The sequence below is a fragment of the Microbacterium sp. genome, from assembly GCF_031178525.1.
Classification (GTDB): Bacteria; Actinomycetota; Actinomycetes; order Actinomycetales; family Microbacteriaceae; genus Microbacterium.
The window spans coordinates 1-26,474 of record NZ_JAPSJA010000013.1 but is presented as its reverse complement, the minus strand read 5'-3'; the positions used below and the strand labels follow the sequence as shown (position 1 = coordinate 26,474).

Below are 26,474 nucleotides of genomic sequence, written 5' to 3'. Positions count from 1 at the left end.
CGCACCTCGGACGAGCAGCTGCCGCGCGCCCTCCTGCGTTCGCCCTGCCGCCGGGGTGCTCCACCACCATCCCTGGAGCGCACCCATGTCTCGTTCACTGCACGGCGGCCGTCACGAACTCGGCCAGAACTTCCTTCATCATCGCCCCACGATCGATCGCATCACGACGCTCGTCGCATCGACAGACGGAGCGATCCTCGAGATCGGCGCCGGCGACGGCGCCCTGACCCGCTCGCTCGCCTCCCTGCGGCGACCCCTCACCGCGATCGAGATCGACGAGCATCGTGTGCAGCGGCTGCGTCGTGCGCTGCCGACCGTGCGCGTCCACCACGCCGACGCGCTGCGCCATGCGCTGGACGCCGCGGTGATCGTCGGAAACGTGCCCTTCCATCTCACCACTCCGATCCTGAAGCGCCTGCTCGCGTCCGCGCGCTGGCGGCACGCGGTGCTGCTGACCCAGTGGGAGGTCGCGCGCAAACGAGCGGGCGTCGGCGGCGGCACGATGATGACCGCACAGGCCGCGCCGTGGTTCTCGTTCGAGCTGCACGGCCGCGTGCCCGCCTCCTGCTTCACTCCGCGTCCCGCGGTCGACGGCGGCGTGCTGTGCATCGCTCGTCGGGGATCGCCGCTCCTGCCCGTGGCGCAGCGCAGAGCCTACGAGCGGTTCGTGGCCGCGGTCTTCACCGGCCCGGGCGGTTCTCTCGGCCGCATCGTCCAGCGCGCGAGGCGTACCGATGCGGCGACCGTGCACCTCGCTCTGCAGCGCGCCGAAATCGGACCCGGCGCGCTCCCCCGGGACCTGCGGCCCGAGCAGTGGGCCGCGCTGTGGGCGGCCGTACGGTGAGGCGTCGCCGGCTCGGCACGGGGCGGCGGCGCTGCCGTCGCGCCGGGCCGGGCGGCGCCGTCTACCCTGCGGGCCGCGCGCCGCCTCGCTACAGTGACCGGATGCCGAGCGCCCGCGACATCGTCACGTTCTCCGACAGCCCTCCCCCGCCCGGCGCCAGCCCCTGGGTGCACGGCGCCGAGGAGCGCCATGGCGATGTCGTCATCGCGGATCCGGATCCCGCGTGGCCCGAGCACTACGAGCGGGTCGCCGCCCTGGTGCGCCGTGCGCTCGGCGCACGCGCGCTGCAGCTCGAGCACGTGGGATCCACGTCCGTCCCGGGACTGCCGGCGAAGCCCATCATCGACATCGACCTGATCGTGGCCGACCCGGCGGAGGAGGCCGCGTGGTTGCCGCCGCTCGAGGCGGCGGGGTTCGAGCTGCGGGTGCGCGAGCCGTGGTGGCACGAGCACCGATGCCTGAAGCTCGGGAAGCCGCTGACCAACCTGCACGTGTTCGGGCCCGACGCGCCGGAGCCGTGGCGGCACCGCATCTTCCGCGAGCACCTGCGCCGCGACGCGGTCGATCGCGACCGGTACGCCAGGGTCAAGCGCGAGGCAGCCGTCGCGGCGAACCTGCACGGCGAGACCGTGATGCAGTACAACGCCCGCAAGTCGGCGGCGATCCGCGAGATCTACGCGCGGGCCTTCCGCGGCGCCGGGCTGGCATAGCGGGCCCGCACCTCCTGTGACCGGACCATGTGGCATGAACGAGACCACATGATCCGTCCCGTTCGACCCGTGTCGTCTCGTTCACGCGATGTGGTTCGGCGGAAGGGGCGCCGAGGTCGGCGAGCGCCGGGGCCTGCGCGATGTCGGCGGCCGATGACAGGATGACCGCATGAGCCTTCCCGTCCTCGGTGTCGTGTTCCGGCCGCAGTCCCCACCCGAGTCGCTGCGCGAGATCGTGACCGCGGTCGACGAATCGGGCGTCGCCGAGCTGTGGTTGTGGGAGGACTGCTTCCTCGAGGGCGGCATCTCGACCGCGGCGGCGGCCCTCGCCTGGAGCGACCGCGTCACGATCGGCATCGGCCTGCTGCCGGTCCCGCTGCGTAACCCGGCGCTCGCGGCGATGGAGCTCGCCACGCTCGAGCGCATCGCGCCCGGGCGGCTCATCGCGGGCCTCGGTCACGGCGTGCTGGACTGGATGGGCAAGGTCGGCGCGCGCGCCGAGTCGCCGCTGACCCTGCTGCGGGAGTACACGACGGCCGTGCGCGCGCTGCTCGCGGGCGAGACCGTCGACGTCGCCGGTCGCTACGTGACGCTGGACGGCGTCGCGCTCGACTGGCCGCCTCAGGCGCCGCCGCAGCTCGTGCTCGGCGCGACCCGTCCCAAGACGCTGCGCCTCGCGGGAGAACTCGCCGACGGCGTCCTCCTGACGGGAGAGGAGGACCTCGACGGGCTGCGTGCCGCCCGCGCGATCGTCGAAGAGGGGCGCGCTTCCTCGGGGCGCGAGGGTCGTCCCCGCGTGATCACGTACGCCGAGGTCGATCCGTCGCGATCCGACCTGCGCGGAACGCTGCTGTCCCTGGCCGAGGATCTCGCCGCCGCCGGCGCGGACGCGGTCGCGTTCCACGGCACGGCGTCGTCGCCCGACCCGCGACCCTTCCTCGACGCGCTCGCCTGACGGCATCCCGCGCTGAAGCGCGGCACCGGCACGCCGCGAGCGGCGACGAACGCCCGACCCCGCGGGGATCAGCCCCAGGGCGAGACGCCCTCGCCGGAACGCATCGGACGCAGCCCGGCCGGCGGCCACGGCAGCTCGAAGGTCTCGTACGGCACGTCCACCGCGCCGAAGTCCTCGGTCTTCACGACCACGCGGCCGGGGCGCCCGTCCGGCGACGCCGGCGAGACGTCCACGATCCGCACCCGGACCGGGTCCGCCGCGTCCCGCTCGAGCATCCACGGCTCCGCGAGCCACGACAAGCCGACCTCTTCGAGGGCCTCCTCGGCTTCGACCCACTCCAGCGGGCCGCTGACATCCGCACCGAACAGCGACACGGCGACCCAGTCGTCGCCCTCGGGGCGGATCCACCCGATCAGCTCGCGGTCCGAACCCCGGCGGTGCGCGATCCAGTCCGCGGGCAGGGCCGACACGACGTCAGGCTCGCACGAACAGGTAGCCGCGCGCGCCGTCGAAGCCCGCGATCTTCAGGCCGCGGCCGAGCTGCTCCTCGATCCGACCGCGCAGCGCGGTGCGCCACTCGTGGGCGGCTGCGGGGTCCTCGACGCGCATGGTCTCGATGTCGCGCGGGATCTGGACGCTCGCGACGATCGCGTCCTCGGCCGGGGGCTTGGCGATGTCCGCGAGTGCCCACTCGACGTCGAGCCGGTCGCTCTCGTCACCCGCGTCGCCACCGCCGAAGATCCCGTACTGGTTGACGGCGTAGCCGGTCACGCGCGCGCCGAGCACGGTCAGGAAGAAGTGCGCGTTGCGCGCGACGAGCGGATCGAACGTCCACGTGATGTTTCCGACCTCGCGCGAGAACGCCCACTGGCGCTGGTGCTCCTTGAGCTCGCGGCCCCAGCCGCGGCCGCGGTACTCCGGAAGCAGCGCCGTGATGTGGGAGTGCATCGTGCGGCGCGCGGGGACGCCGAAGAACGCGATGGACGCGCCGACCATGCGCTCTTGGCCGTCCTCGTTCTCGAAGATGCCGACGACGTAGTTGCCCGACTGCTGCAGCGCGCGCAGCGTGCCGGCATCGATCGTCCGCTCCGACCGGCGGAGCGCGTCGAGAAGCTCCTGCGCCTGGATGATCAGCTCTACGGTGTCGAGATCCCGGATGGTTCGCATGGGATCAGTCTCGTTGTTTTCCGAGGCGGTCGCACGCGCGGGACCCGCCCGCGGAGCCGTCGCCGCTCAGCGCGCGATGCCCTCCAGCACGTGGATCGCGGCCGCGAGACCGTCCTCCGCGCGGATCGCGGCGCCGACCGCCTCGGCACGTTGCGCGTAGGAGGAATCGGACGTGAGCTGCTCGAGCCGTGTGGCGAGGAGCGAGGCGAGGCGCCGCGGCGCGACCGGCGCAGGGCCGACCCCCAGCGCCTGCACGCGCGCTCCCCAGAAGGGCTGGTCGCCGAGGAACGGGACGACGAGCGTGGGGCGCCCGGCGCGCAGTCCCGCCGCCGTCGATCCGGCCCCGCCATGGTGCACGACCGCCCGCATCGACGGGAAGATCCGATCGTGCGGAGCGCCGTCGATCATCAGCACGTCGTCGGACGGCGCATCCGCCTCCGCGATGCCTCCCCATCCCGTGGCGATCACGCCGCGCAGACCGGTCGACGACAGCGCCGCCAGGATCGCGTCCCTGCGCTCGCGCGCACCCTTGCCGAAGCCCATGGATCCGAAGCCGAGATACACCGGCGGCTCGCCCGCGTCCAGGAAGCGACGAAGGCGCTCTGGCATCTCCCATTCCGGGGCGTCCAGGAACCAGTAGCCGGTCACGTGCGCCGTGGCGGGATAGTCGGCGGGCACGGGCACGACGTGGCGGCTGAACGGGTACAGCGTGTGAACAGCGGATCCGTCGGGGGCGCGCAGCGGATCCGCGAACCGTCCGGCGCGACCGGCGAGCCCGATCTGCGCACGGAAGTCGTCGATCATCCGCCCGTACAGGAGCGTCGCTACGCGTCTGAACGCGTACGTCGCACGATTGCCGCGCGACCCGAAGGACGCGCCGCCGAAGAACGGCATCGGGAAGGCACGGGTCGGCGTGTAGATCGGAAGCGGGATCGACAGGACGCCCGGCACGCGCAGCGCCTCCGCCAGCTGGGGCCCCGCGAGGCTCTTCGGGTGGGAGATGATGACATCCGGTCGCACGTCTCGCGCCGCGTCCCACGTCTCGCGCATCTGGCCCCGCATGGCGCGGGTCATGACGCGCAGCGTCGTGAGCGCGTCGCGAGGACCGCTCAGCTCGGGGAGCACCTCCTGCACGAGGCGGAGCATCTCGGAGCCCGCGGGATGCACGTCCGCGTCGCCGGCCAGGTCGTCGAACCCCTCGGGAATGGCCAGGTGAGCCTCGTGCCCCGCCGCGACGAGCGCGCGCGCCAGCGCGGCGTACGGCTGGATGTCACCCCGGGTGCCGAAGGTCGTGATCAGGACGCGCATGGTCTCCTCCGTCCGTCCGACCGCGCTCGCGATCGGCCGCCGACCAGGCTTCCCGGCACACCTGGGATGAGAGTACGCCTCCGCCGCTTCGAAGGACACCGACCGCGCCTCGACCCTCCGCAGCGCCGATAACCTGAACGGATGGGTGGGAGAGACGACAGACGCAGGCTGACGAGATCCACCCCGAAGTGGCTGACGGTCGCCGTGCTGGCATTCACGGGCCTGTGCTCGGCCTACATGTTCACGCTTGTCGTCCCGATCCAGGCCGAGCTGCCGCATCTGCTCGACGCCGACCGCAACGACACCGCCTGGGTCGTGACGATCACGCTGCTCGTGGCCGCGTGCGCGACGCCGATCTCGGGGCGACTGGGCGACATGTACGGCAAGCGCCGGATCGTGCTGGTGCTGATCGGCGCGCTGATCGTCGGATCCGTCGTCGCGGCGCTCGCGGGCGGGATCGGCGGGGTCATCCTCGGTCGCGCCCTGCAGGGCGCGACGACCGGCGTGATCCCGCTCGGCATCGCGATCATGCGCGACGTGCTGCCGCCCGCGCGTCTCGGCACCGCGGTCGCGCTGATGAGCGCGACGATGGGCGTCGGCGGCGCCGTCGGCATGCCCGCCAGCGCACTGATCGTCGAGCACCTCGACTGGCACGTGCTGTTCTGGCTCGCCGCCGCGCTGGGCGTCGTCGCGCTCGTGCTCGTGGCGCTGTTCGTGCCGCCGAGCACGCTGCGCACACCCGGGCGGTTCGACTTCGTCGGCGCGGCCGGGCTCGCGGCGGGACTGGTCGGGCTGCTGCTCGCGATCTCGCGCGGCGCCGACTGGGGCTGGCTGTCGCCCGTCACGCTCGGATCCGGCATCGGCGGGGTCGTGATCCTGCTGCTGTGGGGCTGGTATCAGCTGCGGGTCGCGGAGCCGCTGCTGGACCTTCGGGTCGCGGCGCGGCCGACCGTGCTGTTCACGAACCTCGCGGCGATCGGCATGGGCTTCTCGCTGTTCGGCACGAACGTGACGCTGCCGCAGCTGCTCGAGCTGCCCGTCGAGTCGGGGTCCGGCCTCGGGCAGACGATGTTCGTCACATCCCTGATCGTGATGCCGTCGGGCCTCGTGATGATGATCATCTCGCCGCTGTCCGGGTGGCTCGAGCGCAACCTCGGCGGACGCTTCATGCTCGCGTTCGGCACCGGCGCGGTCGCGGTGTCGTACCTGTTCCTGCTGCTGTGGTCGAGCGAGGTGTGGCACCTGCTCGTGGCGAACATCCTGATCGGCGTGGGCGTCGGCTTCAGCTTCGCGGCCATGCCGATGCTGATCATGCGCGCCGTGCCGTCGCACGAGACGGGAGCCTCGAACGGCATCAACGCGCTGTTCCGCTCACTCGGCACGTCGATCGCGTCGGCCGTGATGGCCGCCGTGCTCGCCTCGCTGACGATCGATTTCCAGGGCACCCCGGTTCCGACGCACGAGGCGTTCGACGTGTGCTTCTGGCTCGGCGCCGGGGCAGCGGTCGCGGCGTGCCTGCTGTCGCTGCTGATCCCGCGCCATCCGCACGTCGAGCACGCGTCGATCCCCGACCGCGACTGATCCGGATCCTTCCCTCCCGCGTCCGCGCGGAGCAGACTGAGCCCGTGCCGTCGAACGGCGGCCGGATCGGAGGACGAGGATGTCTCACACGTACAGCGTCAGCGAGATCGTCGGATCATCGCCGGACGGGACGGATGCGGCGATCCGCGGCGCCCTGGACAGAGCGGCCGTGACGATCCGCAACATCGACTGGTTCGAGGTGATCTCGACGCGCGGTCACGCGGATGAGTCGGGCGTGCTGCACTTCCAGGTCACGCTCAAGGTCGGCTTCCGCCTGGAGGATCCCGCCTGATCAGACGGTCGCGAACGGGTCTTCCGGAGCGTTCCACGCCGCCTCGTGCGGTGAGCGCTCCCGCACACGCCGGGAGCGGATGAGCATCGCCGCGCCGAACGCGATGCCGGCGAGCGCCCACACGACGACGATCGTCGCGAGCCAGTTCGGCTCGTGCGTGTGAGCGACCGCCCCCACCTGCCAGACGCACCGCAGCCCGAGCGGCAGCCACGAGAGGGACCGCTCTGCCTGCACGCTCTCCGGAACGACGTCCTCTCCCATGTACACCTCGAGGGGCGGCTCCGAGCCCGTCGCGGTGCATCGGTCGAAGGGCGAGCCGCGGAGCGCATGCGCCGCCGTCAGACCGATGACCGTCACCGCCGTCACGGCGCCTGCAACGAGCGCCACGATCCCCGAGCGCCCTCCCGGCGAGAACGCCGCGCGTGCGGGCAGGATGATCCGCGCCGCGCAGAGCGCGGACGCCGCGAGCCACACCGGGCCGGCGACGAGGAGATAGCCCACCGGCCCGAGCATGGCGCCGAGCAGGCCGCCGTAGGCTCCGCCGAGGATGCTCCCGTCCGCGATCGCCCCGACGACCGGCAGCAGCACGCCGACCAGCGCGGCCGCGCCGAATCCGGTCGCGGCGGCCGACAGCGCGAGCGCGGGAACGTCCGGGGCGGGGTGGCGCCGGATCACGATCGTCAGCCAGACCGCGCCGACCAGCGCGACCGGCACGGCCAGCGCCGCGAGCGTTGCGGGCAACCCGTGTCCGTCGTCGAGCAGCGCGGCGACCGCCGCGCCGAGCAGCGTCGGTGCGCCGTAGACGACGAGGGCGAAGGAGGCGGTGCGCGTCCAGGCCACCCGCCGTGCCTCACGCTGCATGCCGCCAGTCTGACGGAACTCTCGTCAGAGGTGGCGCAGGTCGGCGTCGATCGCCGCCGTGGTGCGCAGCAGCGCGGGCAGGTGCTCGTCGCGCAGGCGCTCCAGCGGGACGAGGCTCGACGACGTCGGGATGTTGACCGCCGCGACCACGCGACCATCGCGGCCGTGCACCGGCGCCGCCACCGAGCGCAGCCCGGGCTCGAGACCGGCCTCCACGATCGCCCAGCCCTGCGCGGCGATCCGGTCCAGCTCTGCCGCGAACGCGGCATCCGCCGGACGGTCGGGGCGGCCCGCGAGCAGCACGCGGCCCATGCTCGTGTCGCGCGCCGGGAAGCGCGTGCCGATCTGGATGCCGACGCTGAGGATGCGGCGGACCGGCACGCGCGCGACGTACACGATGTCCTCCCCGTCGAGCACCGCGGCCGAGACGCTCTCCCCCACCTCGCGCGACAGCCGCTCGAGGTGCGGCTGCACGACCTCGGGCAGGGACAGCGCGGACAGGTAGCTGAAGCCGAGCTCGAGCACGCGCGGCGTGAGCTCGAAGTCGCGCCCGAGGCTGCGCACGTACCCGAGGTGCTCGAGCGTGATGAGGAACCGCCGCGCGGCCGCGCGCGTCACATCGGCGCGCACCGCGACCTCGCTCAGCGTGAGACGCGGATAATCCGCGTCGAACGCCCGGATGACCGCGAGGCCGCGCGCGAACGACTGCACGTACTCGCGGGGGTCGGGCTCGGCGCGAACCGGGTCGGTCATCCGGTCACTCTCTCACGGTCGCTCAGCGCTCCAGCACGACGGCGAGACCCTGCCCCACGCCGATGCAGAGCGTCGCCACCGCGACGCCGCCGCCGCGGCGCTTCAGCTCGTGCGCCGCGTGGCCGAGGATGCGGCCCCCCGATGCGCCCAGCGGGTGGCCGATCGCGATCGCGCCGCCGTGGATGTTGACCTTCTCGGGGTCGATGTCCCACTGCCGGATGCACGCGAGGCTCTGCGAGGCGAACGCCTCGTTCAGCTCGACGACGTCGACATCCGCCCACGTCCTGCCCGCGCGGGCGAGGGCCTTGTTGGCCGCCTCGACGGGCGCGACGCCGAAGACGTCGGGCTCGTTGCCGTGCACGCCGCGGCCCGCGATGCGCGCGAGCGGCTCGACGTCGATCGCGCCCTCCGCGCCCAGCAGCACGGCCGAGGCGCCGTCGTTGATCGACGAGGAGTTGCCCGCCGTGACGGTGCCGTCCGTGGCGAACAGCGCCTTCAGGGTCGCGAGCTTCTCGACGCTCGAGCCGTCGCGGATGCCCTCGTCGCGCGCCAGTTCGGCGCCGGCGACCTGCACGATCTCGGCGTCGTACATGCCGTCGGCCCACGCCTTGGCGGCCAGGTCGTGGCTGCGCACCGAGAACGCGTCCTGATCGTGGCGCGAGATGTCGTAGATGGCCGCGAGCTTCTCGGCGCTCTCGCCGTTCGAGATGGTCCACTCCGCCCGCAGCGCGCGGTTGGTCATCCGCCAGCCGATCGCCGTGTTCCACATCGTCTGGTTGCCGACGGCGGGGAACGGCTTGGCGGACTTCTCGACAACGTACGGCGCGCGGCTCATCGACTCGACGCCGCCCGCGAGCACGATCCGGTGGTCGCCCGCCTCGATCGCGCGCGATCCCTGGATGACGGCCTCGACCGACGACCCGCACAGGCGATTGACGGTCACGCCCGGCACGGTCTCGGGGAACCCGGCGAGCAGCGCGCCGAACCGGGCGACGTTGCGGTTGTCCTCGCCCGCCTGGTTCGCGTCGCCGAAGATCACGTCCTCGATCAGCGCCGGGTCGAGGCCCGTGCGCTCGACGGTCGCCCTCATCACGGTGGCGGCGAGGTCGTCGGGGCGGACGCCGGCCAGGGCGCCGGCCGCCTTGCCGAACGGCGTGCGGACGGCGTCGTAGATGTACGTGGTGGTCACTGTCGCTCCTCCGTCTGGTCCTGCAGGGTGAGACCGGTGAGCTCCTCGAGCCCTTCGATCGTGTTGTCGCCGAACAGCTCGCGCACGCGGAAGCCGTCCTCCGTCACATCGAACACCGCGTGGTCCGTGTAGACACGCGTGACGCAGCCGACGCCCGTGAGCGGGTAACTGCACTCCGCGACGAGCTTCGACTCGCCCTGCTTGGTGAGCAGATCGGTCATCACGAACACCTGCTTGGCGCCGATCGCAAGGTCCATCGCGCCGCCCACGGCCGGGATGGCACCGGGCGCGCCCGTCGACCAGTTCGCCAGGTCGCCCGTCTGGGACACCTGGAACGCGCCGAGCACGCACACGTCGAGGTGGCCGCCGCGCATCATCGCGAACGAGTCGGCGTGGTGGAAGTAGGCGGCGCCCGGCTGCGCCGTGACGGGCTGCTTGCCGGCGTTGATCAGGTCGGGGTCGATCCGGTCGGCGGGCGGCGCCTCGCCCATCCCGAGCAGACCGTTCTCGGTGTGCAGGATGATCTCCTGGTCGGCGGGCAGGAAGTTCGCGACGAGCGTCGGAGCGCCGATGCCGAGGTTCACGTACGAGCCCTCGGCGATGTCGGCGGCGATGCGCGCGGCGAGGTCGTCGCGGCTGATGCGGGTGGTCACTGGTTCGCTCCTTCCAGCGGGCGGCCCTCGATGTCGACGTTGCCGACGAACGCGCCGTCCTTGAGCCAGCGTCGTGGGCCGACGGCGACGACACGGTCGACGAAGATGCCGGGTGTCACGACGTTCTCGGGGTCGAGCGATCCGAGCTCGACCGTCTCGTCGACCTGCACGATGGTGGTCGCGGCGGCGGTCGCCATGATCGGCCCGAAGTTCCGCGCGGTCTCGCGGTACACGAGGTTTCCCCAGCGGTCACCCTTCAGCGCGCTGATCAGGGCATAGTCGGCCTTGATCGGGTACTCGAGCACGTAGCGGCGGCCGTCGATCTCGCGCTCCTCCTTGCCCTCGGCCAGCTGCGTGCCGACGCCGGTGGGCGAGAAGAACGCGCCGATGCCGGCACCGGCCGCGCGGATCCGCTCGGCGAGGTTCCCCTGCGGCACGAGCTCGAGCTCGATCTCGCCCCCGCGGTACAGGCCGTCGAAGACCCAGGAGTCGCTCTGCCGCGGGAACGAGCAGATGATCTTGCGCACGCGCCCCGCTGCGAGCAGCGCCGCGAGCCCCGTGTCGCCGTTGCCCGCGTTGTTGTTCACGATCGTCAGGTCGCGCGCGCCGTGGGCGATCAGGGCGTCGATGAGCTCGACGGGCTGACCCGCGCGCCCGAAGCCGCCGATCATGATCGTCGAGCCGTCCTCGATTCCGGCCACGGCGTCCTCGACGCTCGCGACGGTCTTGTCGATCATCCGGCCTCCTTGCTGGCGTGGTTCGCTCTGCGAACACCCGTGCGCTTTACGCACACATCGTACTCCTGTGGATGCGGTCGGCGCCAGTGGTAACCGAAGCCCGGCTCGCGACCTGCATACCCCACGCGGCTCGGCGCGCGATTGTCAAGATGATTCCGGATGACGCCGAGCGCGAGTGCAATGAGGGCATGAGCGACGAACCCACCACCGAAGCCCTGACCTTCCAGCCCACGACCGCGATCGTGACCGCATCCGACTCCGGGATCGGTCGCGCGACGGCGGTCGCACTTGCCCGCGCCGGCATGGACGTCGGCGTGACATGGCACTCCGACGAGGAGGGCGCGAAGGAGACGGCGCGGCTCGTCGAGGCCGAGGGCCGCAAGGCCGTGGTCGCCCAGCTCGACGTGAGCGACATCCCCGCGTGCGGCGACGTGGTCGACCGGATGGCCGAGGAGCTCGGCGGGGTCGACGTCTTCGTGAACAACGCCGGCACGGGCGACAGCGTGCCGTTCCTCGACGTCGACCTCGAGGGCTGGCGGCGCGTCGTGGCGACGGATCTCGATGGGGCCTTCGTCGTGATGCAGCGCGCCGCACGGCTGATGGCCTCCCGTGGGCGCGGCGGCCGGATCATCGGCGTCACGAGCGTGCACGAGCACCAGCCGCTGATGGGCTCGTCCGCGTACGACGCCGCGAAGCACGGCCTCGGCGGACTGCTCAAGACCATGGCGATCGAGCTCGCCGAGCACGGGATCACGGTGAACGCGGTCGCTCCGGGTCTCGTGGCGACGCCCATGACGGGGATCGACCCCGGCGAAGCGGAGCAGACGCACCGTCCGGGCATCCCGCTCGGTCGGCCGGGCGTCCCGGAGGAGATCGCGGCCGTGATCGCGTTCCTCGCCTCGCCCGCCTCGTCGTACGTCACCGGCGCCAGCTGGCCCGTCGACGGCGGCATGCTGCAGATGGGCCCGATGGCGGGCGCGGCGCTCGAGAGCGACGACTGGCGCCGCATCTGACGCCCGGCGGCGCCGCTCGCATCCGATCCGGGATGCGGGCGCGCATCAGTCGAACAGGATGACCTGGCGCACGGCACGGCCCTCGGCGAGCTCGTCCATGGCGTCGTTGATCTCGTCCAGACGGATCCGGCGCGAGATCAGGCGCTCGACCGGGAGTCGTCCGGCACGCCACCACTCCGCGAAGCGCGGGATGTCGCGGGCGGGCACGGCCGACCCGAGATAGCTGCCGATGATCGTGCGGGCCTCGCCCGTGATCGCGAGCGGCGAGATCGACACGCGGGCCTCGGGATTCGGCAGCCCGACCGTCACGGTGCGGCCGCCGGGCCGCGTCGCCTGGAACGCCGTCTCGAACGCCCGCGGGTGCCCGGCGCACTCGATCGCATGGTCGGCCGTGACGCCGCGGTCGGCGACCTCGGCCGGGGTGTATGCCGCGACCGCCCCCAGCTCGCGCGCGAGCGCGAGCTTCTCGGGAAGGCTGTCGACCGCGATCACGTCGGCGCGCCCGTCGGCGATCGTCGAGATCAGGGCCGACATGCCGACGCCGCCGAGCCCGACGACCATGACCGTGTCGCCCTGCTCCGGCCGCACGGCGTTGAGCAGCGCGCCGCCGCCCGTCAGCACGGCGCATCCCAGCATCGCCGCGACCTCGGGAGGCACGTCCGATCCGATGGGCACGAGCGATGCGCGGTCGACGACCGCGTGGGTCGCGAAGCCCGAGACGCCGAGGTGGTGGAAGACCTCCTGGCCGTCTCGCGTGAGGCGCCGCGAGCCGTGCAGCAGCGTGCCGGCGTTGTTCGAGCGGGTGCCGTTCACGCATGGCAGGCGGCCGCCCGTCGCGCAGCCCGCGCAGTCCTCGCAGCGCGGCAGGAACGCCATCACCACGCGCTGCCCGGGCTCGAGGTCGGAGACCTTCGCGCCGGCGGTCACGACGGTCCCCGCGGCCTCGTGGCCGAGCAGCATGGGCGTCGGGCGCACGCGGTTGCCGTCGACGACCGACAGGTCGGAGTGGCACACGCCCGCGGCCTCTATGCGCACCAGCACCTCGGTCGGCCCCGGCTCGCCGAGCTCCAGCTCCGCGACCGTGATGGGCAGGGACGCGGCGTACGGCCGCTCCCGTCCGATCTCCTCGAGCACGGCTCCCGTGATGCGCATGTGCCGAATCTAGCGACCGGATCGCCGTCGCTCGACGTGCGCGCAGACACCGGATGTGCGTGAATGTGGTCATGGCGCACACTCCCGAGACACCGCCGGCGGCCGACCGCTCGCGCGAGGAACTGCTGCGCGTCCTGCTCGACACCGCGACCGACATCACGGCGCTGCGTGACGTCGACGCCGTGCTGCAGACGATCGTGCGGCGCACGCGCGCGATCGTGGGCACGGACATGGCGTACTTCGCGCTCACCGACGTCGAGGCCGGCGTGACGGCGATCCGGTACACCGACGGTGTCGCGACGCAGGCGTACCGCACGCTGCGTCAGCCCCTCGGAACCGGTGTGCTGGGGGAGGTCGCGCGCGGACTGGCGCCGTTCCAGTCCTCCGACTACCTGGCCGACGCGGCTCTCGTGCACGTGCCGGAGATCGATGAGATCGTGCGCGCCGAGGGTGTGCACGCGATCATGGGCGTCCCGCTCACGGTCGCAGGCCGGGTGATGGGCGCGCTCGTCGTCGCCGAGCGGCGTCCGCGCGTGTTCGCGCCGCAGGAGGTGTCGCTCGTCGACTCCCTGGGCACGATCGCGGCGGTCGCGCTCGACAACTCCATGCGGTTCGAAGCCGCCAACCGGCTCGCGGAGGACCTGGTGCGCCAGCAGCAGCGCAGCGCGTCGGAGCTCGCCCTCATCACGCAGGTGCTGGAGCTTGACGACCGGCTGATGGACGCCGTCATGGTGACACCCGACGTCGGGCGCGTCCTCGGCATCGGGCAGGGTGTGCTGGCGTGCGACCTGTGGCTGCGCGATCCGGACGGCGGCGTGCTCAGCGCGACGACGACGGATCCTGCCCCCGACGACGCTCCCGGATCCGTCGCCGTCACGGCGGCGGGCGAGCGGCTCGGCGTGCTCGCGGCGGGGCGGGCGCTCGACGCCCCCGCGCAGGCGCTGCTCGAACGCGTGGCCGTGCATGTCGCGCTCGCGCTGCTGTTCGCCCGGGCCGAGGAGGACGCGGATCTGCGGCTGCAGTCGGAGGTGCTCGACGACCTCCTCGAGCGCACCGACGTTCCGCGCGAGCGACTCGAACGGCGCCTGCAGCGCTGGGGCCTCCAGCCCGGCGAGCCGCTGTGGTCGGTCGTGATCGAGGCTCCCGACACCGACCGGCGGCGGCGCCTGCAGGTCGTGCGCGCACTCGGCACGCGCTCGGTCATGATGGCCGCGCACCACGACCACCTGTGTCTGGTGACCGCCGACCCCGACTGGGAGCGGCGCCTGCGCCCGGTGTTCACGGCGCACGGCTGGCGGCTGCGCGCCGGCCTCGGCGGGCCGACCTCGGACGTGCGCCGGCTGGGCGACGCCCATCGCCGCGCCGAGCTCGCCCTGGGGTCGCTCGCGACGCTCGGACGCGACGGCGTGCTCGACGGCGCCGAGCTGGGCCTGCTCGGCGCCCTGCTCGACCTCGCCCACCGCGGCGACCTGCCGCAGAGCCTCACGTCGGCGATCGACCCGCTGCGCGAGTACGACCGCACGCGCGACGCCGACCTCACACGCACGGCCTACGTCTACCTCGAGACCGACGGCAACGTCGCGCGCGTGGCCGAGCTGCTTCACCTGCACCGCAACACCGTGCGCCAGCGCCTCGAGCGCATCGGCGCGCTGCTCGGCCCCGGGTGGGACGTCTCTCCCCGGCGCCTGGAGACCCACCTGGCCCTGCGGGTGCTCGAGGCGGAGGGCCGATCCTGACGCTCGGTCGCCCGTCAACCGAACTGAGCCGCCCCCGCGGTTCTTCCTAGACTCGACGGATGGCGCGCACCCGAGCGCCGGATCGGAGAGCGCCGCGACGGTGACATCCCGCCCGACCCGCACGTGGCAGCGCCTGGCTGCGCTCTCCTGGTGGCACCCCGCTGTCACGGGCTGGCTGCGCCTGACCATCGCGGGGATCTGCATGGTGGCGCTCGTGCACCGGCTGCTGTGGGGTCTCAGCTCGAACACCATCGCGGGAGCGAACTTCCTCGCGTACCTGACGATGCAGTCGAACATCCTGTTCGCGTGCGTCTGGATGATCTCGGGTTTCGACGCGCTGCACAGGATGACGGATCCGCGCTGGCTGACGGTCGCGCGCACCGTCGCGCTCAGCTGGACGACGACCGCCGGCATCGTCTTCGGGTTCCTCGTCTGGCAGGCGGGCGAGCGGGCGATCCGGATCGACGTTCCCTGGTCTGATCAGCTGCTGCACTTCTGGGTGCCCGCTCTGGCGCTCGTCGACTGGGCCTTCGCGGCCGGCCGGCGGCCGGCGCCATGGCGCGTGGTGCCGATCGTCCTGGCGTACCCCCTGCTGTGGGGCGGCGCGACGATGTGGCGGGGGTCGCTGATCGGCTGGTACCCCTACTACTTCCTCGACCTGCGCCAGGTGAGCGGACCGGGGGAGTTCGCGCTCACGAGCGGCGCCGCGCTGGGGGTGTTCGCGGTCGTCTCGGTGGCGCTCGTGCTGCTCAGCCGGCGCCGTCATGCCCGGCTCTCGCGGCGCTCGTCGCCGCGGTCAGTCCGGCGAGCGGAACAGCTCGAGTGAGGCGAGCGCCCGTGCGACGGCGTCCTCGTCGGAGAGCTCGGCCCACTGACGCGCGGCCTCTCCCCCGACCCGGCCGACGAGGATGTTCTCTCCGATCGCCGGCTTCAGGTTGATCCACGTGCGGATCGGCGCGGCGTCATCCACGACGTGCCACAGGGCCGCGTCGGTCTGCCAGAAGTCCTCCTCGAACCGCAGCCAGATCGTCTCGATGTCGCCCATGCCGAGTGCGGCGATCGCACCGCGGTGGGAAAACGGCAGCGGCGGCTCGAATTCGATCCCCTCGTCCTGCAGAACTCCGAGCGGCGTCGTCAGCACCACGCGGTCGAAGGACATCGCCTCGCCTGTCCCCAGACGCAGGCTCACGCCCGAATCGTCGTAGACGACCCCGACGACGGTCGTGGAGCGGGCGACCTGAAGCCCGTCCAGCAGTGACTCGACGAGCGCCCCGGGGTCGGACGTGATCGCCGTGGGTTCCCGCGGCGGGAGCCCGGGCGGGAACCAGCTCGACAGGTCCGCCGCGTCGGCTCCCGACGTCGCGGCCAGCAGTGCCAGGAAGGCCGCCGTGACGGGATCATCCGGATCCGCCCCCGACTCGGCGAGGGCATCCGCGAGCGACGGATCCGATGCCCGCGGCGCGGCCCATGCGATGGCGGCCTCCACCGGATCGGCCGACGGCGGGGTGATCTCGCCCTCGCCGGACATCGCGGCCTCGCCCTCGAGCGGCGCGGTGTCGATCTCCAGCGCACCAAGACGGATGCCGAGTGCGGAATCGTCGTCCGTGAGCAGCCAGCCGCCGAGCTGAGGGGGGACGGGCCAGCCGTCGCCCGCAAGCGTGTGCAGCCGTCCCCCAACCCGATCCCGGGCCTCGATCAGGCTCACCTCGAACCCGGCCTGCTCGAGACGCCGGGCGGCCACCGCGCCGGCGAGACCCGCCCCGACCACGGCGATGCGCTCTCCGTCGACGCCTGCGGCGCGAACGTCGTCGGCGGCGCGCTCGCCCGAGCGAAGGGCGGCGCTCAGCGTTCCCGGCTGCTCCCAGGTCGCCTCGCCCGCGAAGAACACGCGGTCCTCGACGGGCTCGGCGAGGATCGCGCGGTCGTCGGCGCTCGCGCCGGGCGGGGTGAAGCTGACCGCGCCGCGGGCGTACGGATCGGTCGCCCAGGCGCTGCGCGCGAACGCGGCCGGCGCGAGCGGGGCGGCTGTCGCGGCGCTGCCGGTGGGGGTCGGGCGCGGCGTGGACGGGGCCGACGTCGGCGGCGGCGTCTCGCCCGTGCAGGATGCGAGCAGGACCGCGACGGCGCCGGCGCCGGCGCCGACGAGGAAGGTGCGTCGCGAGATCCCCATCGTCACGCCACCCTATCCGGATGTCGCCGGCCCGGCCTCAGCCGGCCTGACGCCGGGTCCGGTGGCACGGCGGGACGGCACCGGACCCGTCACCGCCCTTTCCCGAGCCGCAGGAACCTGTCGCGGTGACGGTCACGGCGGGGCGACGCGTGCTCGGCCGGGCCGGTCGGACCGGCGACGCGCAGGATCGCGCGGGCCAGCACGGCGTCGGGGTCGACGCCCGTCCACCGCAGCGACCGGCGGGCGCTGTCGTCCGCGCGCATCTCGACGAGCGCGGCGACCTCGCTTTCGGCGCGCGCCGCGATCGGGAACCAGGGCAGCGCCCCGCGCCACGCCTTGAACGCCACGAGCAGCACCTCGTGCCGCTGCTCGACGTGTGCGCGCTCGTGCGCGATCACCGCCGCGAGCTCGTCCTGATGCAGGCCGTCCAGCAGGCCCTGCGACAGCACGGTGACGGATCCGACGCCGCGCGGCAGGCAGTACGCCACCGGAGCCGCGTCGTCGAGCACGCGCGTGCGCGCCTCCGTCGGATGCGGCGCCGAGAGCAGGTTCAGCAGGGCGAGGTGCCGGCGCCGCTGCCGCTCGAACTGCACGACCGTGATGACGAGGTGCACGAGCAGGTACGCGGCGAGCGCGCCCGCCAGCAGCGCGCCCACCAGCGGGACGTCCGGCAGCAGCGCGCGACCGGCGAGCAGCACGGCTCCGATCATCGAGAATCCGCCGGCGAGGGCGATCAGCTGCCACAGCAGCAGCGCCCATCCGGGCCATCGGGCGGGCCACGCCGCCCCGGACAGCAGGATCGGCACGGGCCACGCGAGCAGGACCGCGATCAGGATCAGGACGGCCGCCTCGGCCAGGTCCTGCAGATTCATGCGATCAGGCGGCGCCGGCGAGGAGGCGCCGCAGAACCTCGGCGTCCTCGGGCGTGACTCCGCCCACGAAGCGCGCGAGTACCGCGCTGCGGTCTCCCGCGTCGCCCAGAACCTCGTGCATCAGCTCGGCCACATGGTCGACCCGGCTTCCCGTCGCCTGGTAGCGGTGCGGTCTCGCTGAGCGGTCCGACGCGACGAACCCCTTCTTCTCGAGACGGGACAGCACGGTGAGCAGGGTCGTGGCGGCGAGCTGGCGCCCCTGCTCGCGCTCGAGGTGCTCCTGCACGTCGTACGCGGTGAGCGCGACGGCGTCGCTGTCCCACAGCACGTCCATCACGGAGCGCTCGAGTTCGCCCAGACTGCTCATGCCGCACCCCCTTCTGTTCGCTCTGCGCCGGTTCCTCCGCGAGGAACGGCAAGGTCTGCTGTCTCCAGAGTACGGGACTTCGCTGATTCGTAGAACTAGTTCGACGTCGAGCCGAAATAATTCGACCTCGCGTAGAACTACTTCTACGGTGCGTAGAATTGCGGCGCCGGAGCATCTTCGGCATCAGACCGAGGCCTCCTCACACGACCGGGCCTCGCGGCAGGGAGGCTCCCATGGATCCGCTCGACATCGCCCGCTGGCAGTTCGGCATCACGACCGTCTACCACTTCCTCTTGGTGCCGCTCACGATCGGCCTCGGTGTGGGCGTCGCGATCATGCAGACCGCGTGGGTGCGCACGGGCGACGAGCGCTGGCTCCGGATGACCAAGTTCTGGGGAAAGCTCTACCTGATCAACTTCATCCTGGGCGTCGCCACGGGGCTCGTGCAGGAGTTCCAGTTCGGCATGGCCTGGAGCGAGTACTCGCGCTTCGTCGGCGACGTGTTCGGCGCCCCGCTCGCGATGGAGGGCCTGCTCGCCTTCTTCGTGGAGTCGACGTTCCTCGGAGTCTGGATCTTCGGCTGGGGCCGGCTGCGCAAGGGCGTCCATCTTGCGGCGCTCTGGCTCGCTGTGGGCGCATCGTGGCTCTCGGCGTACTTCATCATCGTCGCGAACTCGTGGATGCAGCACCCCGTCGGCGTCGAGCTCGACGCCGACGGCCGCCCCGTCATGACCGATGTGTGGGCAGTGCTCGGCAACAACACGGCGATCGCCGCGTTCACGCACGTGATCTCCGGCGCCCTGCTCGTGGGAGGCATGTTCCTGCTCGGCATCGCCTGGTACCACCTGTGGCGCCGTCGCCGCGACGGCATCGACACCGTGGGGCCGGATGGCCGCGTCGTCGTCGGCTCGCACCCCGAGGTCGCCGGACGCGACGAGAAGGACCACAGCGTGTGGCTGCGCTCACTGCGCATCGGCGCCGTCGTCGCGGTCGTGGGCTTCGGCGCGCTGACGATCACGGGCGACTTCCAGGGCAAGCTCATGTACGAGCAGCAGCCCATGAAGATGGCCTCCGCCGAGGCCGCCTGCCACACCGGCTCGTCGTTCTCGATCCTGTCCATCGGCGACCCCGGCGCCGAGGACTGCGACAGCGTCCAGACGCTGATCGAGGTCCCCGGCGTGCTCGGCTGGCTCGGCAAGGGCGAGTTCGGCGCCGAGATGCCGGGCATCGACGACCTCGAGCCGCAGTACGTCGAGCTCTTCGGCGAGTCCCTTCCGGACGACCCGCGTCTCGGCGCGCACGCCGGCAGCGAGATCGACTACGTGCCGCCGATGTGGGTCACGTACTGGGGCTTCCGCCTGATGATCGGGCTCGGCGCACTGGCGGCGGGCGGGGCGGTCGGCGCGCTGTGGCTCACACGCAAGGGGACGGTGCCGTCGTCGAGGTGGATCATGCGCCTCGCGCTGCTGGGCATCTCCACCCCGTTCCTCGGCAACATCGCGGGCTGGATCTTCACCGAGATCGGGCGCCAGCCGTTCGTCGTCGCCCCCAACCCGACCTTCTGGGGCAGCGATCCCGTGTTCATGTTCACGGCGGCCGCGGTCTCGCCCGGCACGACCGTGGGCGAGCTGCTGTTCTCCGTCATCTCCCTGACCGCGATCTACGGCGCCCTGCTGGTCGTGCTGCTGGTGCTGATGTTCCGGTACGCGCGTGGCGGCGTCGCGGGTGCGATGCCCGACATGGAGCACGGCATCGAGCGCACCGACAGGGGGCCGGACGACCGCAGCCCCGACGAGAAGGACGACGAGGACCGCCACAGCGACGACGACGTCCTGTCGTTCGCATACTGACCCGGCCGCGAAGAGGAGACACCCATGGAACCGCTTGCCATCGTCTGGTTCATCGCGATCGGCGTGCTGTGGATCGGCTTCCTGCTGCTGGAGGGCTTCGACCTCGGCGTCGGCATGCACATGATCTTCAGCGCGAAGCAGGATCGCGACCGCCGCGTGATGCTGAACACGATCGGCCCCGTGTGGGACGGCAACGAGGTGTGGCTGATCACGGCCGGCGCCGCGATGTTCGCGGCGTTCCCCGCCTGGTACGCCTCGCTGTTCTCCGCGCTCTACGTGCCGCTCACGGTCACGCTGCTGGGGCTCATCCTGCGTGCGGTCAGCATCGAGTACCGCGGCAAGATGACGGATCCGCGCTGGACGATGTTCTGGACGTGGGCGCTGGGGCTCGGGTCGGCGATCGTCGCGTTCTGCCTGGGTGCGGCCCTCGCGATCACGTCGACCGGGCTGCCACTCGACGAGTACGGCGACCGGGTCGGGCACCCGTTCGTGTGGCTGACGGCGCCGGCCGTGATCGGCGGGCTCGCGCTCGTCGGGTTCTCGCTGACGCACGGCGCGACGTTCCTCGCCCTCAAGAGCGATGGTCCGGTGCGCGAGCGCGCGGGCCGGTTCGCCGCGACGTGGGGTCCGCTGTGCCTCGTGCCTGCCGCCGTGTGGGCGCTGTGGGTGCAGGTCCAGCACGGCGGCACCGTGCTGTCGTGGGGGCTCGTCGTGCTCGCGGTCGTGGCGGCCGCGTTCGGCTGGTGGAACGCGCGCGCCCGGCGCGAGGGCCTCGCCTTCACGGGATACGCGGCGTTCATGCTGTTCGGGGCGGGGTCGATCTTCGCGGGGATGTTCCCGTACGTGCTGCCGTCGACGCTCGACCCCTCGCACGGACTCACGGTGGCGAACGCGTCGAACAGCCCGTACACGCTGGGCGTCATGACTGTCGTCGCGTGCATCGGGCTGCCGATCGTGCTCGCGTATCAAGCCTGGTCGTACTGGATCTTCCGCAAGCGCGTCACGCCGGGCGCCATCCCCTCGGCGCACGGCTTCCTGCCCGCCGTCCTGCGCGCGAAGTAGAACCCGGATGACCGCGACCCGGACGTCCGCCCGCCCGCCGCTGCGGGCGCAGCGCCCGAGCGCGCCGGTGACGGCCCGCATGACGAAGGCCACCGGCTTCGACCCCTGGGAGGTCGAGGCGGCGCGACCGAAGCGCGCCGCGACGCGCCCCGAGCTCGGACCGGTGCGGCCGGCGCCGATCCTCGCCCTCGGAGTGCTCGCGGCGCTGCGCGCCGTGGGGCTCGTGCTCGTCGCGGGGGCCGTCGCCGCGGGGATCGCCGGTCTGCAGCGCGGCGGGTCGGATCCGCGCGAGATCCTGCTGCTCGGCGCGACGGGCGCCCTGCTGCGCTCCGGATCCGGGTGGGCGACCGAGGTGGTCGCGCGACGGGTCGCGATCGCCGTCAAGCGCACGCTGCGGCGCGACCTGTGGCGCCGGATCGCGCGGGGCGCGCCCGGACAGGGGGAAGGCGGGCTCGCGGTGCTCGCGACCGACGGGCTGGACGACCTCGACGACTACTACGTGCGCAGCCTTCCGGCCATGATCGCCGCGGTCGTCGTGCCCGCGATCGTGGGTCTGCGGATCCTGGGCGCCGACTGGTTCAGCGCGGTCGTCGTCGTACTGACGGTGCCGCTCGTGCCGTTCTTCATGGCGCTGATCGGGCGCCACACGCAGTCGCGCACGGACGAGGCGCTCGGCGCGCTCTCGCGGCTCGCGGATCACCTCACGGAGCTCGCGCGCGGACTGCCGGTGCTCGTCGGCCTCGGCCGCGTCGCCGAGCAGGCGCGCGCGCTCGACGACGTGCAGCGCGCCTATCGCTCGCGCACGCAGGAGACGCTGCGCTGGGCGTTCCTGTCCGCCCTGGTCCTCGAGCTCATCGCGACGATCTCGGTCGCGGTGGTCGCGGTGTTCCTGGGCCTGCGGCTCATGGAGCGGACGATCCCTCTCGAGCCGGCGCTGCTCGTGCTGATCCTCGCGCCCGAGTGCTTCGCGGTCGTGCGCGACGTGGGGACGGCCTTCCACGCGTCGCAGAACGGCCTGTCGGCGCTGCAGCGCGTGCGGCAGATCCTCGCCCGCCCGCTCCCGCACCGATCGCCGGACGAGCGCCCGAGCAGGGAGACCGGTGCCGCCGCGCCCCCCGAGCCCGCGGCCGTCACCCTGCGCGGCCTCACCATCCGCCACCCCGGCCGTCCGGCTCCCGCGCTCGGACCGCTCGACGCCCGGCTCGAGGGGATCACGGCGGTGACGGGCGCGAGCGGATCCGGCAAGTCGACGCTGCTGGCGGCGCTCGCCGGCACCCTGCCGGCGGATGCCGAGGTGACCGGGTCCCTCGACGGCGCGGTGCGCGTCGCCTACGCCCCGCAGGCGCCGCGCGGCTTCGCCGGCACCCCGCGCGAGGAGCTCGCGCTGTTCGGGGCGCCGGATCCGGTCGCCGCGCTGGCCGAGCTCGGTCTCTCGGCCGCCGCGGATGCGGCGATCGCCGAGCTCAGCCCCGGAGAGCTGCGCCGCCTCGCGGTCGCTCGGGCGCTCGCGCGCGTGGACCGGGGTGCGACGCTGCTCGTGCTCGACGAGCCCACCGCCCACCTCGATCGCGTGTCGGCCGATCGCGTCCGCGACGCGATCCGGCTCCGTGCGGCGCGCGCGACGGTCGTGCTCGCCACGCACGAGCCCGAGACGCTCGCGCTCGCGGAGAGATGTGTGCGGGTGGACGCGACCGGCCGTCCGGGCGGCATGGACGCCTCCGCCTCCCTCGGCCGCTCGGTCGGCGATGCGGGTGCACAGGATCCGTCGGCGGTGCGAGCGGAGCTCGTCGAGACGGCGAAGCGGGTGCGCCGTCCCCAGCGGCCGCTCCTGCCCTGGGTCGCCGGCATCCTGCTCGCGTTCGTCGCGGTCGGGATGGGCCTGGCGCTCAGCGCCGTGTCGGGGTGGCTCATCGTGCGGGCGAGCGTCGAGGAGTACATCATGTACCTGCTCGTCGCGATCGTGGGCGTGCGCTTCTTCGGCATCGGCCGCTCCCTGGCCCGCTACAGCGAGCGGCTCTTCACGCACGAGGCGGCGTTCCGGATGGTCGACGCGCTGCGGCTGCGCCTATGGCACACGATCGCGGCGCGTGGTGCGGGGTCGCGCCGGCTGCTCGAGGGCGGATCTCCCGTCGACTACCTCGTGGTGCTGGCGGATGAGCTGCGCGACCTGCTGCCGCGCGTGATCCCGCCCCTCGCGGTCGGCGTGCTGTCCCTCGTCGGCGTCACGGTCACGACCGCGTGGGTGCAGCCGCACCTGACCGCCGCCGTCTCCGGGACGCTGACGACCGCGGCCCTCGCCGGCGCCGCGCTCTCGATCGCGGCCGCGCGAGGCGCGCAGCGCGCCCGGATCGCGGTCCGCTCGGAGATCGTGCGCGGCACGGCCGCCCTCTCCGCCGCGGCCGCCGACCTGCGCGGCAACCGCGTGGCCGACCGGGCGCTCGACGCCCTGGGCGAGGCGGACGGGCGCCTCGCCCGTGCCGAGCGGCGCGTTGCGTGGGGCTCGGGGCTCGGGGGCGCGGTCGTGGTGCTCGCCGCGACGCTCCTCGCCGTGGCGGCACCGCTGCTGTCGACCGGATCCCCGGCCGAGCTCACGTGCGTGATCGCGCTGCTCGCGCTCGCGACGCTCGAGCCGCTCGCCGACTTCGTCGCCGCCGCACACCGGCTGCCGGCACTGCTCGAGGTGCGGGCGCGGATCGCCACGCTGTCCTCTCGCCCGGATGGAGCGCCGGCACCGCGATCGGCACCCGCCGACGCCGATCCGTCGCTCGTGAAGGGCTCGGATCCGCTCCCCGCGTCGCCGATCGGACAGATCGCGCTCGACGCGCTCGCGGCCCGCTACGGCGACACCGCCGTCTTCGCCGGCGTCCACGGCGTCGCGCGCGCGGGCGAGTGGCTCGTGGTCGAGGGACCGAGCGGCTCCGGCAAGTCCACACTGCTGTCGATCGTGATGGGCGCGCTGCCCGCAGCCGCGGGCGCCGTGCGCGTCGACGGCGTGCCGCTCGTGGAGCTGGACGCGGACGCGTGGCGCTCGCGCGTCGCGTGGTGCCCGCAGGATGCGTACGTGTTCGACTCCACGCTCCGTGGCAACCTCCTGCTCGCGCGTGCCCGCGCGGATGCGCCCTCCGAGGCGGAGATGGTCGATGTCCTCGATCGCGTCGGCCTCGGTTCGTTGCTGCGCGCGCTGCCGCGGGGGCTCGACACGCGCGTCGGGCCGGGCGGCTCCGCCCTGTCCGGCGGCGAGCGTCAGCGCCTCGCCGTCGCGCGCGCGCTGCTGACGCGCGCGGAGGTCATCCTGCTCGACGAGCCGACGGCCCACCTCGACGCGCCGACCGCCGCCGTCATGATGTCCGACCTCCGCCGCGCGACCGCGGACCGCATCGTGCTGCTGGTGTCCCACCGTGCCGACGACAGCCGCCCCGGCGACCGCGTGCTGACCCTCGGCTGAGCGCCCACGGTCATCGAGCGCCCCCGGGCAGGCGCTCAGGCGTCGGAGCCGAACACCTCGTTCGCGATGCGGAAGGCCGTGTTGGCCGCCGGAACCCCGGAGTAGATCGCCGACTGCAGGATCACCTCGCGGATCTCGTCGACGGTGAGGCCGTTGCGGATCGCAGCGCGCAGATGCATCGCGAGCTCCTCGTGGTGCCCGTGGGCGATGAGCGCCGACAGCACGGCCACCGACCGCGACCGACGGTCGAGGGCCGGACGCGACCACACGTCGCCCCACGCGACGCGCGTGATGAAGTCCTGGAAATCGGCGCTCAGCGCGGTCTGGTGCGCGGTGGCGCGGTCGACGTGCGCGTCCGAGAGCACCTCGCGACGCACGGCCATGCCCTGGTCGTAGCGCTCCTCGTCGGACAGCCCTTCGCCCAGCGGCCGGCTCATCGGACACCGCCGAAGAAGTCGTTCAGCACGGCGGCGACCTGGTCGGGCCTCTCGGCCGGCGCGAGATGCGACGCGTCGTCGATGCGGACCATCCGCCCGTCGCGGACGCCCTCCGCGATCGTCTGCGCGTGCTCCTCGGGCGAGACGCCGTCGTGCTCGCCGTACACCGCGAGCACCGGCGTCGCGATCTCCCCCAGCCGCGCGGTCACGTCGTACTGCGCGAGCGCGTCGCAGCACAGCGCGTAGCTGGCGTCGTCGGCGTCGCGCAGGGCGTGCAGCAGGCGGCCGGTCAGCACGGGACGGCGCTCGATGGAACCGGGCGCGAACCAGCGCTGCGCGGAGCCGACGATCAGGGAGCCCGTGCCCTGCGTGCGCACCTGGGCGGCACGATCGGCCCACATCGCCGGGTCGCCGAACTTCGGCGATGCGCACAGGATCGCCGCGGCGGAAACGACGTCCGGATGACGCAGCAGCAGCTCCAGGCCCGTCGCGCCGCCGAGCGAGACGCCGGCGTACAGCGCGGGCGCGCCCAGGTCGCGGATGCCCGCCGCGAGGGCGTCGGCGACCTCACCGACCGTGAACGGCGCAGCCGCGGGCTTCGCAGCGCCGTGCCCCGGCAGGTCCCAGCACGTGACGCGATAGGCGCCCAGGTGCGGCACGACGTCCTCCCACAGGATCGTGGAGGTGCCGAGCGAGGGACCGAGCACGAGCAGGGGCGCCCCGTCGGGTCCGACGGGCGGTGTGAAGGCGAGGGCGGGCTGCGTCATCGGTCGTCGTCTCCCTGGTCGAAGTGATCCGCGAACGGGTCGAAGCCGCGCTGCCGCGGCGGGGGCAGCTGCGATCCGTCGTCGAACGGGTCGTACGGCCCGGGCGCCGCGTCCGGCACGGGCACGGTCGGGTCGGCGACCTCGATCCGCGGCGCATCGTGCAGGTCGCCGTCGACGAGCCGGTCGGCGAGGCCGGTGTAGGCGGCGGGATCGAGCAGGTCGTCGATGCCGGACGGCACGGCCGTGTTCGCCGCGGCGAGCGCGTTGTGCACGAGCAGCCCGAGGTCGCCCCCCAGTCCCGCGGTGCGGACGATCTCCGACACCTTCTCCGCACCCAGGATCGGTCCGAGCACGACCGAGAGGCGCTCGGCGACGATCAGCCCGCGGGTCGTGGTCAGGTTGCGCGCGACCGCTGCCGCATCGGCGTGCAGTCCGTCGGCGAGGTCGGCCGCGTGCGCGGCCGCGCCGAGAGCGACGCGCAGCAGCTCCCGCAGCGTGGGCCACTCGGCGTGCCACGCGCCGTCGGGGCGCTCGTCGACCGCGAGCGCCGCCG

The 26,474-nt window shown here is 73.0% G+C and carries 25 protein-coding genes and 1 pseudogene; 11 read left to right on the top strand and 15 right to left on the bottom strand.

The annotated features are described in order from the left end of the window. Nucleotides 1-85 precede the first annotated feature (85 nt). From erm to RIF89_RS02185, 3 genes are all read left to right on the top strand, one after another. The gene (gene erm / locus RIF89_RS02195; protein WP_309067527.1) at nt 86-844 is read left to right on the top strand and encodes a 23S ribosomal RNA methyltransferase Erm; all 759 of its coding nucleotides are present in this window, start codon (nt 86-88) and stop codon (nt 842-844) included. A 101-nt stretch (nt 845-945) separates the two neighbouring features. Then, nucleotides 946-1,554: a GrpB family protein gene (locus RIF89_RS02190; RefSeq protein WP_309067526.1), complete on the top strand. Its 609-nt coding sequence runs from the start codon at nt 946-948 to the stop codon at nt 1,552-1,554. Nucleotides 1,555-1,723: 169 nt separating this feature from the next. Further along, a complete protein-coding gene (locus RIF89_RS02185; protein WP_309067525.1) occupies nt 1,724-2,509 on the top strand; it encodes an LLM class flavin-dependent oxidoreductase in 786 nt (261 codons plus the stop codon). Between the two features lie 68 nt (nt 2,510-2,577). Here the strand turns inward: RIF89_RS02185 and RIF89_RS02180 are convergent, their stop codons facing one another. From RIF89_RS02180 to RIF89_RS02170, 3 genes are all read right to left on the bottom strand, one after another. Continuing rightward, nucleotides 2,578-2,979 carry a hypothetical protein gene (locus RIF89_RS02180; RefSeq protein ID WP_309067524.1) on the bottom strand — a complete coding sequence of 134 codons (402 nt, stop codon included), beginning with the start codon at nt 2,977-2,979 and terminating at the stop codon, nt 2,578-2,580. 4 nt (nt 2,980-2,983) lie between these two features. Further along, nucleotides 2,984-3,676: a GNAT family N-acetyltransferase gene (locus tag RIF89_RS02175; RefSeq protein WP_309067523.1), complete on the bottom strand. Its 693-nt coding sequence runs from the start codon at nt 3,674-3,676 to the stop codon at nt 2,984-2,986. A gap of 66 nt (nt 3,677-3,742) precedes the next feature. Next, nucleotides 3,743-4,984, bottom strand: coding sequence for a glycosyltransferase (locus RIF89_RS02170; RefSeq protein ID WP_309067522.1), 1,242 nt, complete (start codon nt 4,982-4,984; stop codon nt 3,743-3,745). Nucleotides 4,985-5,125: 141 nt separating this feature from the next. Between RIF89_RS02170 and RIF89_RS02165 the strand changes: the two genes are divergently transcribed. Together RIF89_RS02165 and RIF89_RS02160 are read left to right on the top strand one after the other, a co-directional pair. Continuing rightward, nucleotides 5,126-6,565, top strand: coding sequence for an MFS transporter (locus RIF89_RS02165; protein WP_309067521.1), 1,440 nt, complete (start codon nt 5,126-5,128; stop codon nt 6,563-6,565). A 79-nt stretch (nt 6,566-6,644) separates the two neighbouring features. Then, nucleotides 6,645-6,857 carry a dodecin gene (locus RIF89_RS02160; RefSeq protein WP_309067520.1) on the top strand — a complete coding sequence of 71 codons (213 nt, stop codon included), beginning with the start codon at nt 6,645-6,647 and terminating at the stop codon, nt 6,855-6,857. Here the strand turns inward: RIF89_RS02160 and RIF89_RS02155 are convergent, their stop codons facing one another. Genes RIF89_RS02155 through RIF89_RS02135 form a run of 5 tightly spaced genes read right to left on the bottom strand, consistent with a single transcriptional unit; the run spans nt 6,858 to nt 11,050 of the window. Continuing rightward, a complete protein-coding gene (locus RIF89_RS02155) occupies nt 6,858-7,718 on the bottom strand; it encodes a hypothetical protein (RefSeq protein WP_309067519.1) in 861 nt (286 codons plus the stop codon). A 24-nt stretch (nt 7,719-7,742) separates the two neighbouring features. Beyond that, nucleotides 7,743-8,471 carry an IclR family transcriptional regulator C-terminal domain-containing protein gene (locus tag RIF89_RS02150; protein ID WP_309067518.1) on the bottom strand — a complete coding sequence of 243 codons (729 nt, stop codon included), beginning with the start codon at nt 8,469-8,471 and terminating at the stop codon, nt 7,743-7,745. Between the two features lie 22 nt (nt 8,472-8,493). After that, nucleotides 8,494-9,660: a thiolase family protein gene (locus RIF89_RS02145; protein ID WP_309067517.1), complete on the bottom strand. Its 1,167-nt coding sequence runs from the start codon at nt 9,658-9,660 to the stop codon at nt 8,494-8,496. Next, entirely contained in the window at nt 9,657-10,313 is a 657-nt protein-coding gene (locus RIF89_RS02140) for a 3-oxoacid CoA-transferase subunit B (protein ID WP_309067516.1), read from the bottom strand. Before RIF89_RS02140 ends, RIF89_RS02145 begins: the two co-directional genes overlap by 4 nt. Continuing rightward, nucleotides 10,310-11,050, bottom strand: a complete 741-nt coding sequence (locus RIF89_RS02135; RefSeq protein ID WP_309067515.1) for a 3-oxoacid CoA-transferase subunit A — start codon at nt 11,048-11,050, stop codon at nt 10,310-10,312. The genes RIF89_RS02140 and RIF89_RS02135 overlap by 4 nt, the downstream gene beginning before the upstream one ends. 188 nt (nt 11,051-11,238) lie before the next feature. On the opposite strand from RIF89_RS02135, the gene RIF89_RS02130 reads away from it, so the two are divergent. Next, a complete protein-coding gene (locus tag RIF89_RS02130; protein ID WP_309067514.1) occupies nt 11,239-12,063 on the top strand; it encodes an SDR family oxidoreductase in 825 nt (274 codons plus the stop codon). A 45-nt stretch (nt 12,064-12,108) separates the two neighbouring features. Here RIF89_RS02130 and RIF89_RS02125 read toward each other — a convergent pair whose 3' ends face one another. Beyond that, a complete protein-coding gene (locus RIF89_RS02125; RefSeq protein ID WP_309067513.1) occupies nt 12,109-13,215 on the bottom strand; it encodes an alcohol dehydrogenase catalytic domain-containing protein in 1,107 nt (368 codons plus the stop codon). A gap of 71 nt (nt 13,216-13,286) precedes the next feature. On the opposite strand from RIF89_RS02125, the gene RIF89_RS02120 reads away from it, so the two are divergent. Both RIF89_RS02120 and RIF89_RS02115 read left to right on the top strand, forming a co-directional pair. Beyond that, nucleotides 13,287-14,951, top strand: a complete 1,665-nt coding sequence (locus RIF89_RS02120) for a helix-turn-helix domain-containing protein (RefSeq protein WP_309067512.1) — start codon at nt 13,287-13,289, stop codon at nt 14,949-14,951. 100 nt (nt 14,952-15,051) lie between these two features. Then, nucleotides 15,052-15,777, top strand: coding sequence for a Pr6Pr family membrane protein (locus tag RIF89_RS02115; RefSeq protein WP_309067511.1), 726 nt, complete (start codon nt 15,052-15,054; stop codon nt 15,775-15,777). Here the strand turns inward: RIF89_RS02115 and RIF89_RS02110 are convergent. From RIF89_RS02110 to RIF89_RS02100, 3 genes are all read right to left on the bottom strand, one after another. Continuing rightward, nucleotides 15,748-17,121 (bottom strand): FAD-dependent oxidoreductase, encoded by a 1,374-nt coding sequence (locus RIF89_RS02110; protein WP_309067528.1) that lies wholly within the window; start codon nt 17,119-17,121, stop codon nt 15,748-15,750. The genes RIF89_RS02115 and RIF89_RS02110 overlap by 30 nt on opposite strands. An 89-nt stretch (nt 17,122-17,210) precedes the next feature. Beyond that, on the bottom strand, nt 17,211-17,993 hold the full coding sequence (locus RIF89_RS02105; protein WP_309067510.1) for a M56 family metallopeptidase: 783 nt from the start codon (nt 17,991-17,993) through the stop codon (nt 17,211-17,213). 4 nt (nt 17,994-17,997) lie between these two features. Continuing rightward, entirely contained in the window at nt 17,998-18,360 is a 363-nt protein-coding gene (locus RIF89_RS02100; protein WP_309067509.1) for a BlaI/MecI/CopY family transcriptional regulator, read from the bottom strand. A 233-nt stretch (nt 18,361-18,593) separates the two neighbouring features. On the opposite strand from RIF89_RS02100, the gene RIF89_RS02095 reads away from it, so the two are divergent. Genes RIF89_RS02095 through cydC form a run of 3 tightly spaced genes read left to right on the top strand, consistent with a single transcriptional unit; the run spans nt 18,594 to nt 24,717 of the window. Continuing rightward, nucleotides 18,594-20,210: a cytochrome ubiquinol oxidase subunit I gene (locus RIF89_RS02095; RefSeq protein ID WP_309067508.1), complete on the top strand. Its 1,617-nt coding sequence runs from the start codon at nt 18,594-18,596 to the stop codon at nt 20,208-20,210. Between the two features lie 24 nt (nt 20,211-20,234). After that, complete coding sequence (gene cydB / locus RIF89_RS02090) at nt 20,235-21,272, top strand: cytochrome d ubiquinol oxidase subunit II (protein WP_309067507.1); 1,038 nt, start codon at nt 20,235-20,237, stop codon at nt 21,270-21,272. 7 nt (nt 21,273-21,279) lie between these two features. Then, nucleotides 21,280-24,717 carry a thiol reductant ABC exporter subunit CydC gene (cydC, locus tag RIF89_RS02085; RefSeq protein WP_309067506.1) on the top strand — a complete coding sequence of 1,146 codons (3,438 nt, stop codon included), beginning with the start codon at nt 21,280-21,282 and terminating at the stop codon, nt 24,715-24,717. 35 nt (nt 24,718-24,752) lie between these two features. On the opposite strand, the gene pcaC is transcribed toward cydC, so the two are convergent. The 3 genes and pseudogenes from pcaC to RIF89_RS02070 all read right to left on the bottom strand — a co-directional run. Next, nucleotides 24,753-25,154, bottom strand: coding sequence for a 4-carboxymuconolactone decarboxylase (pcaC, locus tag RIF89_RS02080; RefSeq protein WP_309067505.1), 402 nt, complete (start codon nt 25,152-25,154; stop codon nt 24,753-24,755). After that, nucleotides 25,151-25,921, bottom strand: a complete 771-nt coding sequence (locus tag RIF89_RS02075) for an alpha/beta fold hydrolase (RefSeq protein ID WP_309067504.1) — start codon at nt 25,919-25,921, stop codon at nt 25,151-25,153. Before RIF89_RS02075 ends, pcaC begins: the two co-directional genes overlap by 4 nt. Beyond that, nucleotides 25,918-26,474 (bottom strand): annotated as a pseudogene (locus tag RIF89_RS02070) (hypothetical protein); the annotation flags it as partial. The gene RIF89_RS02075 and the pseudogene RIF89_RS02070, both read right to left, overlap by 4 nt.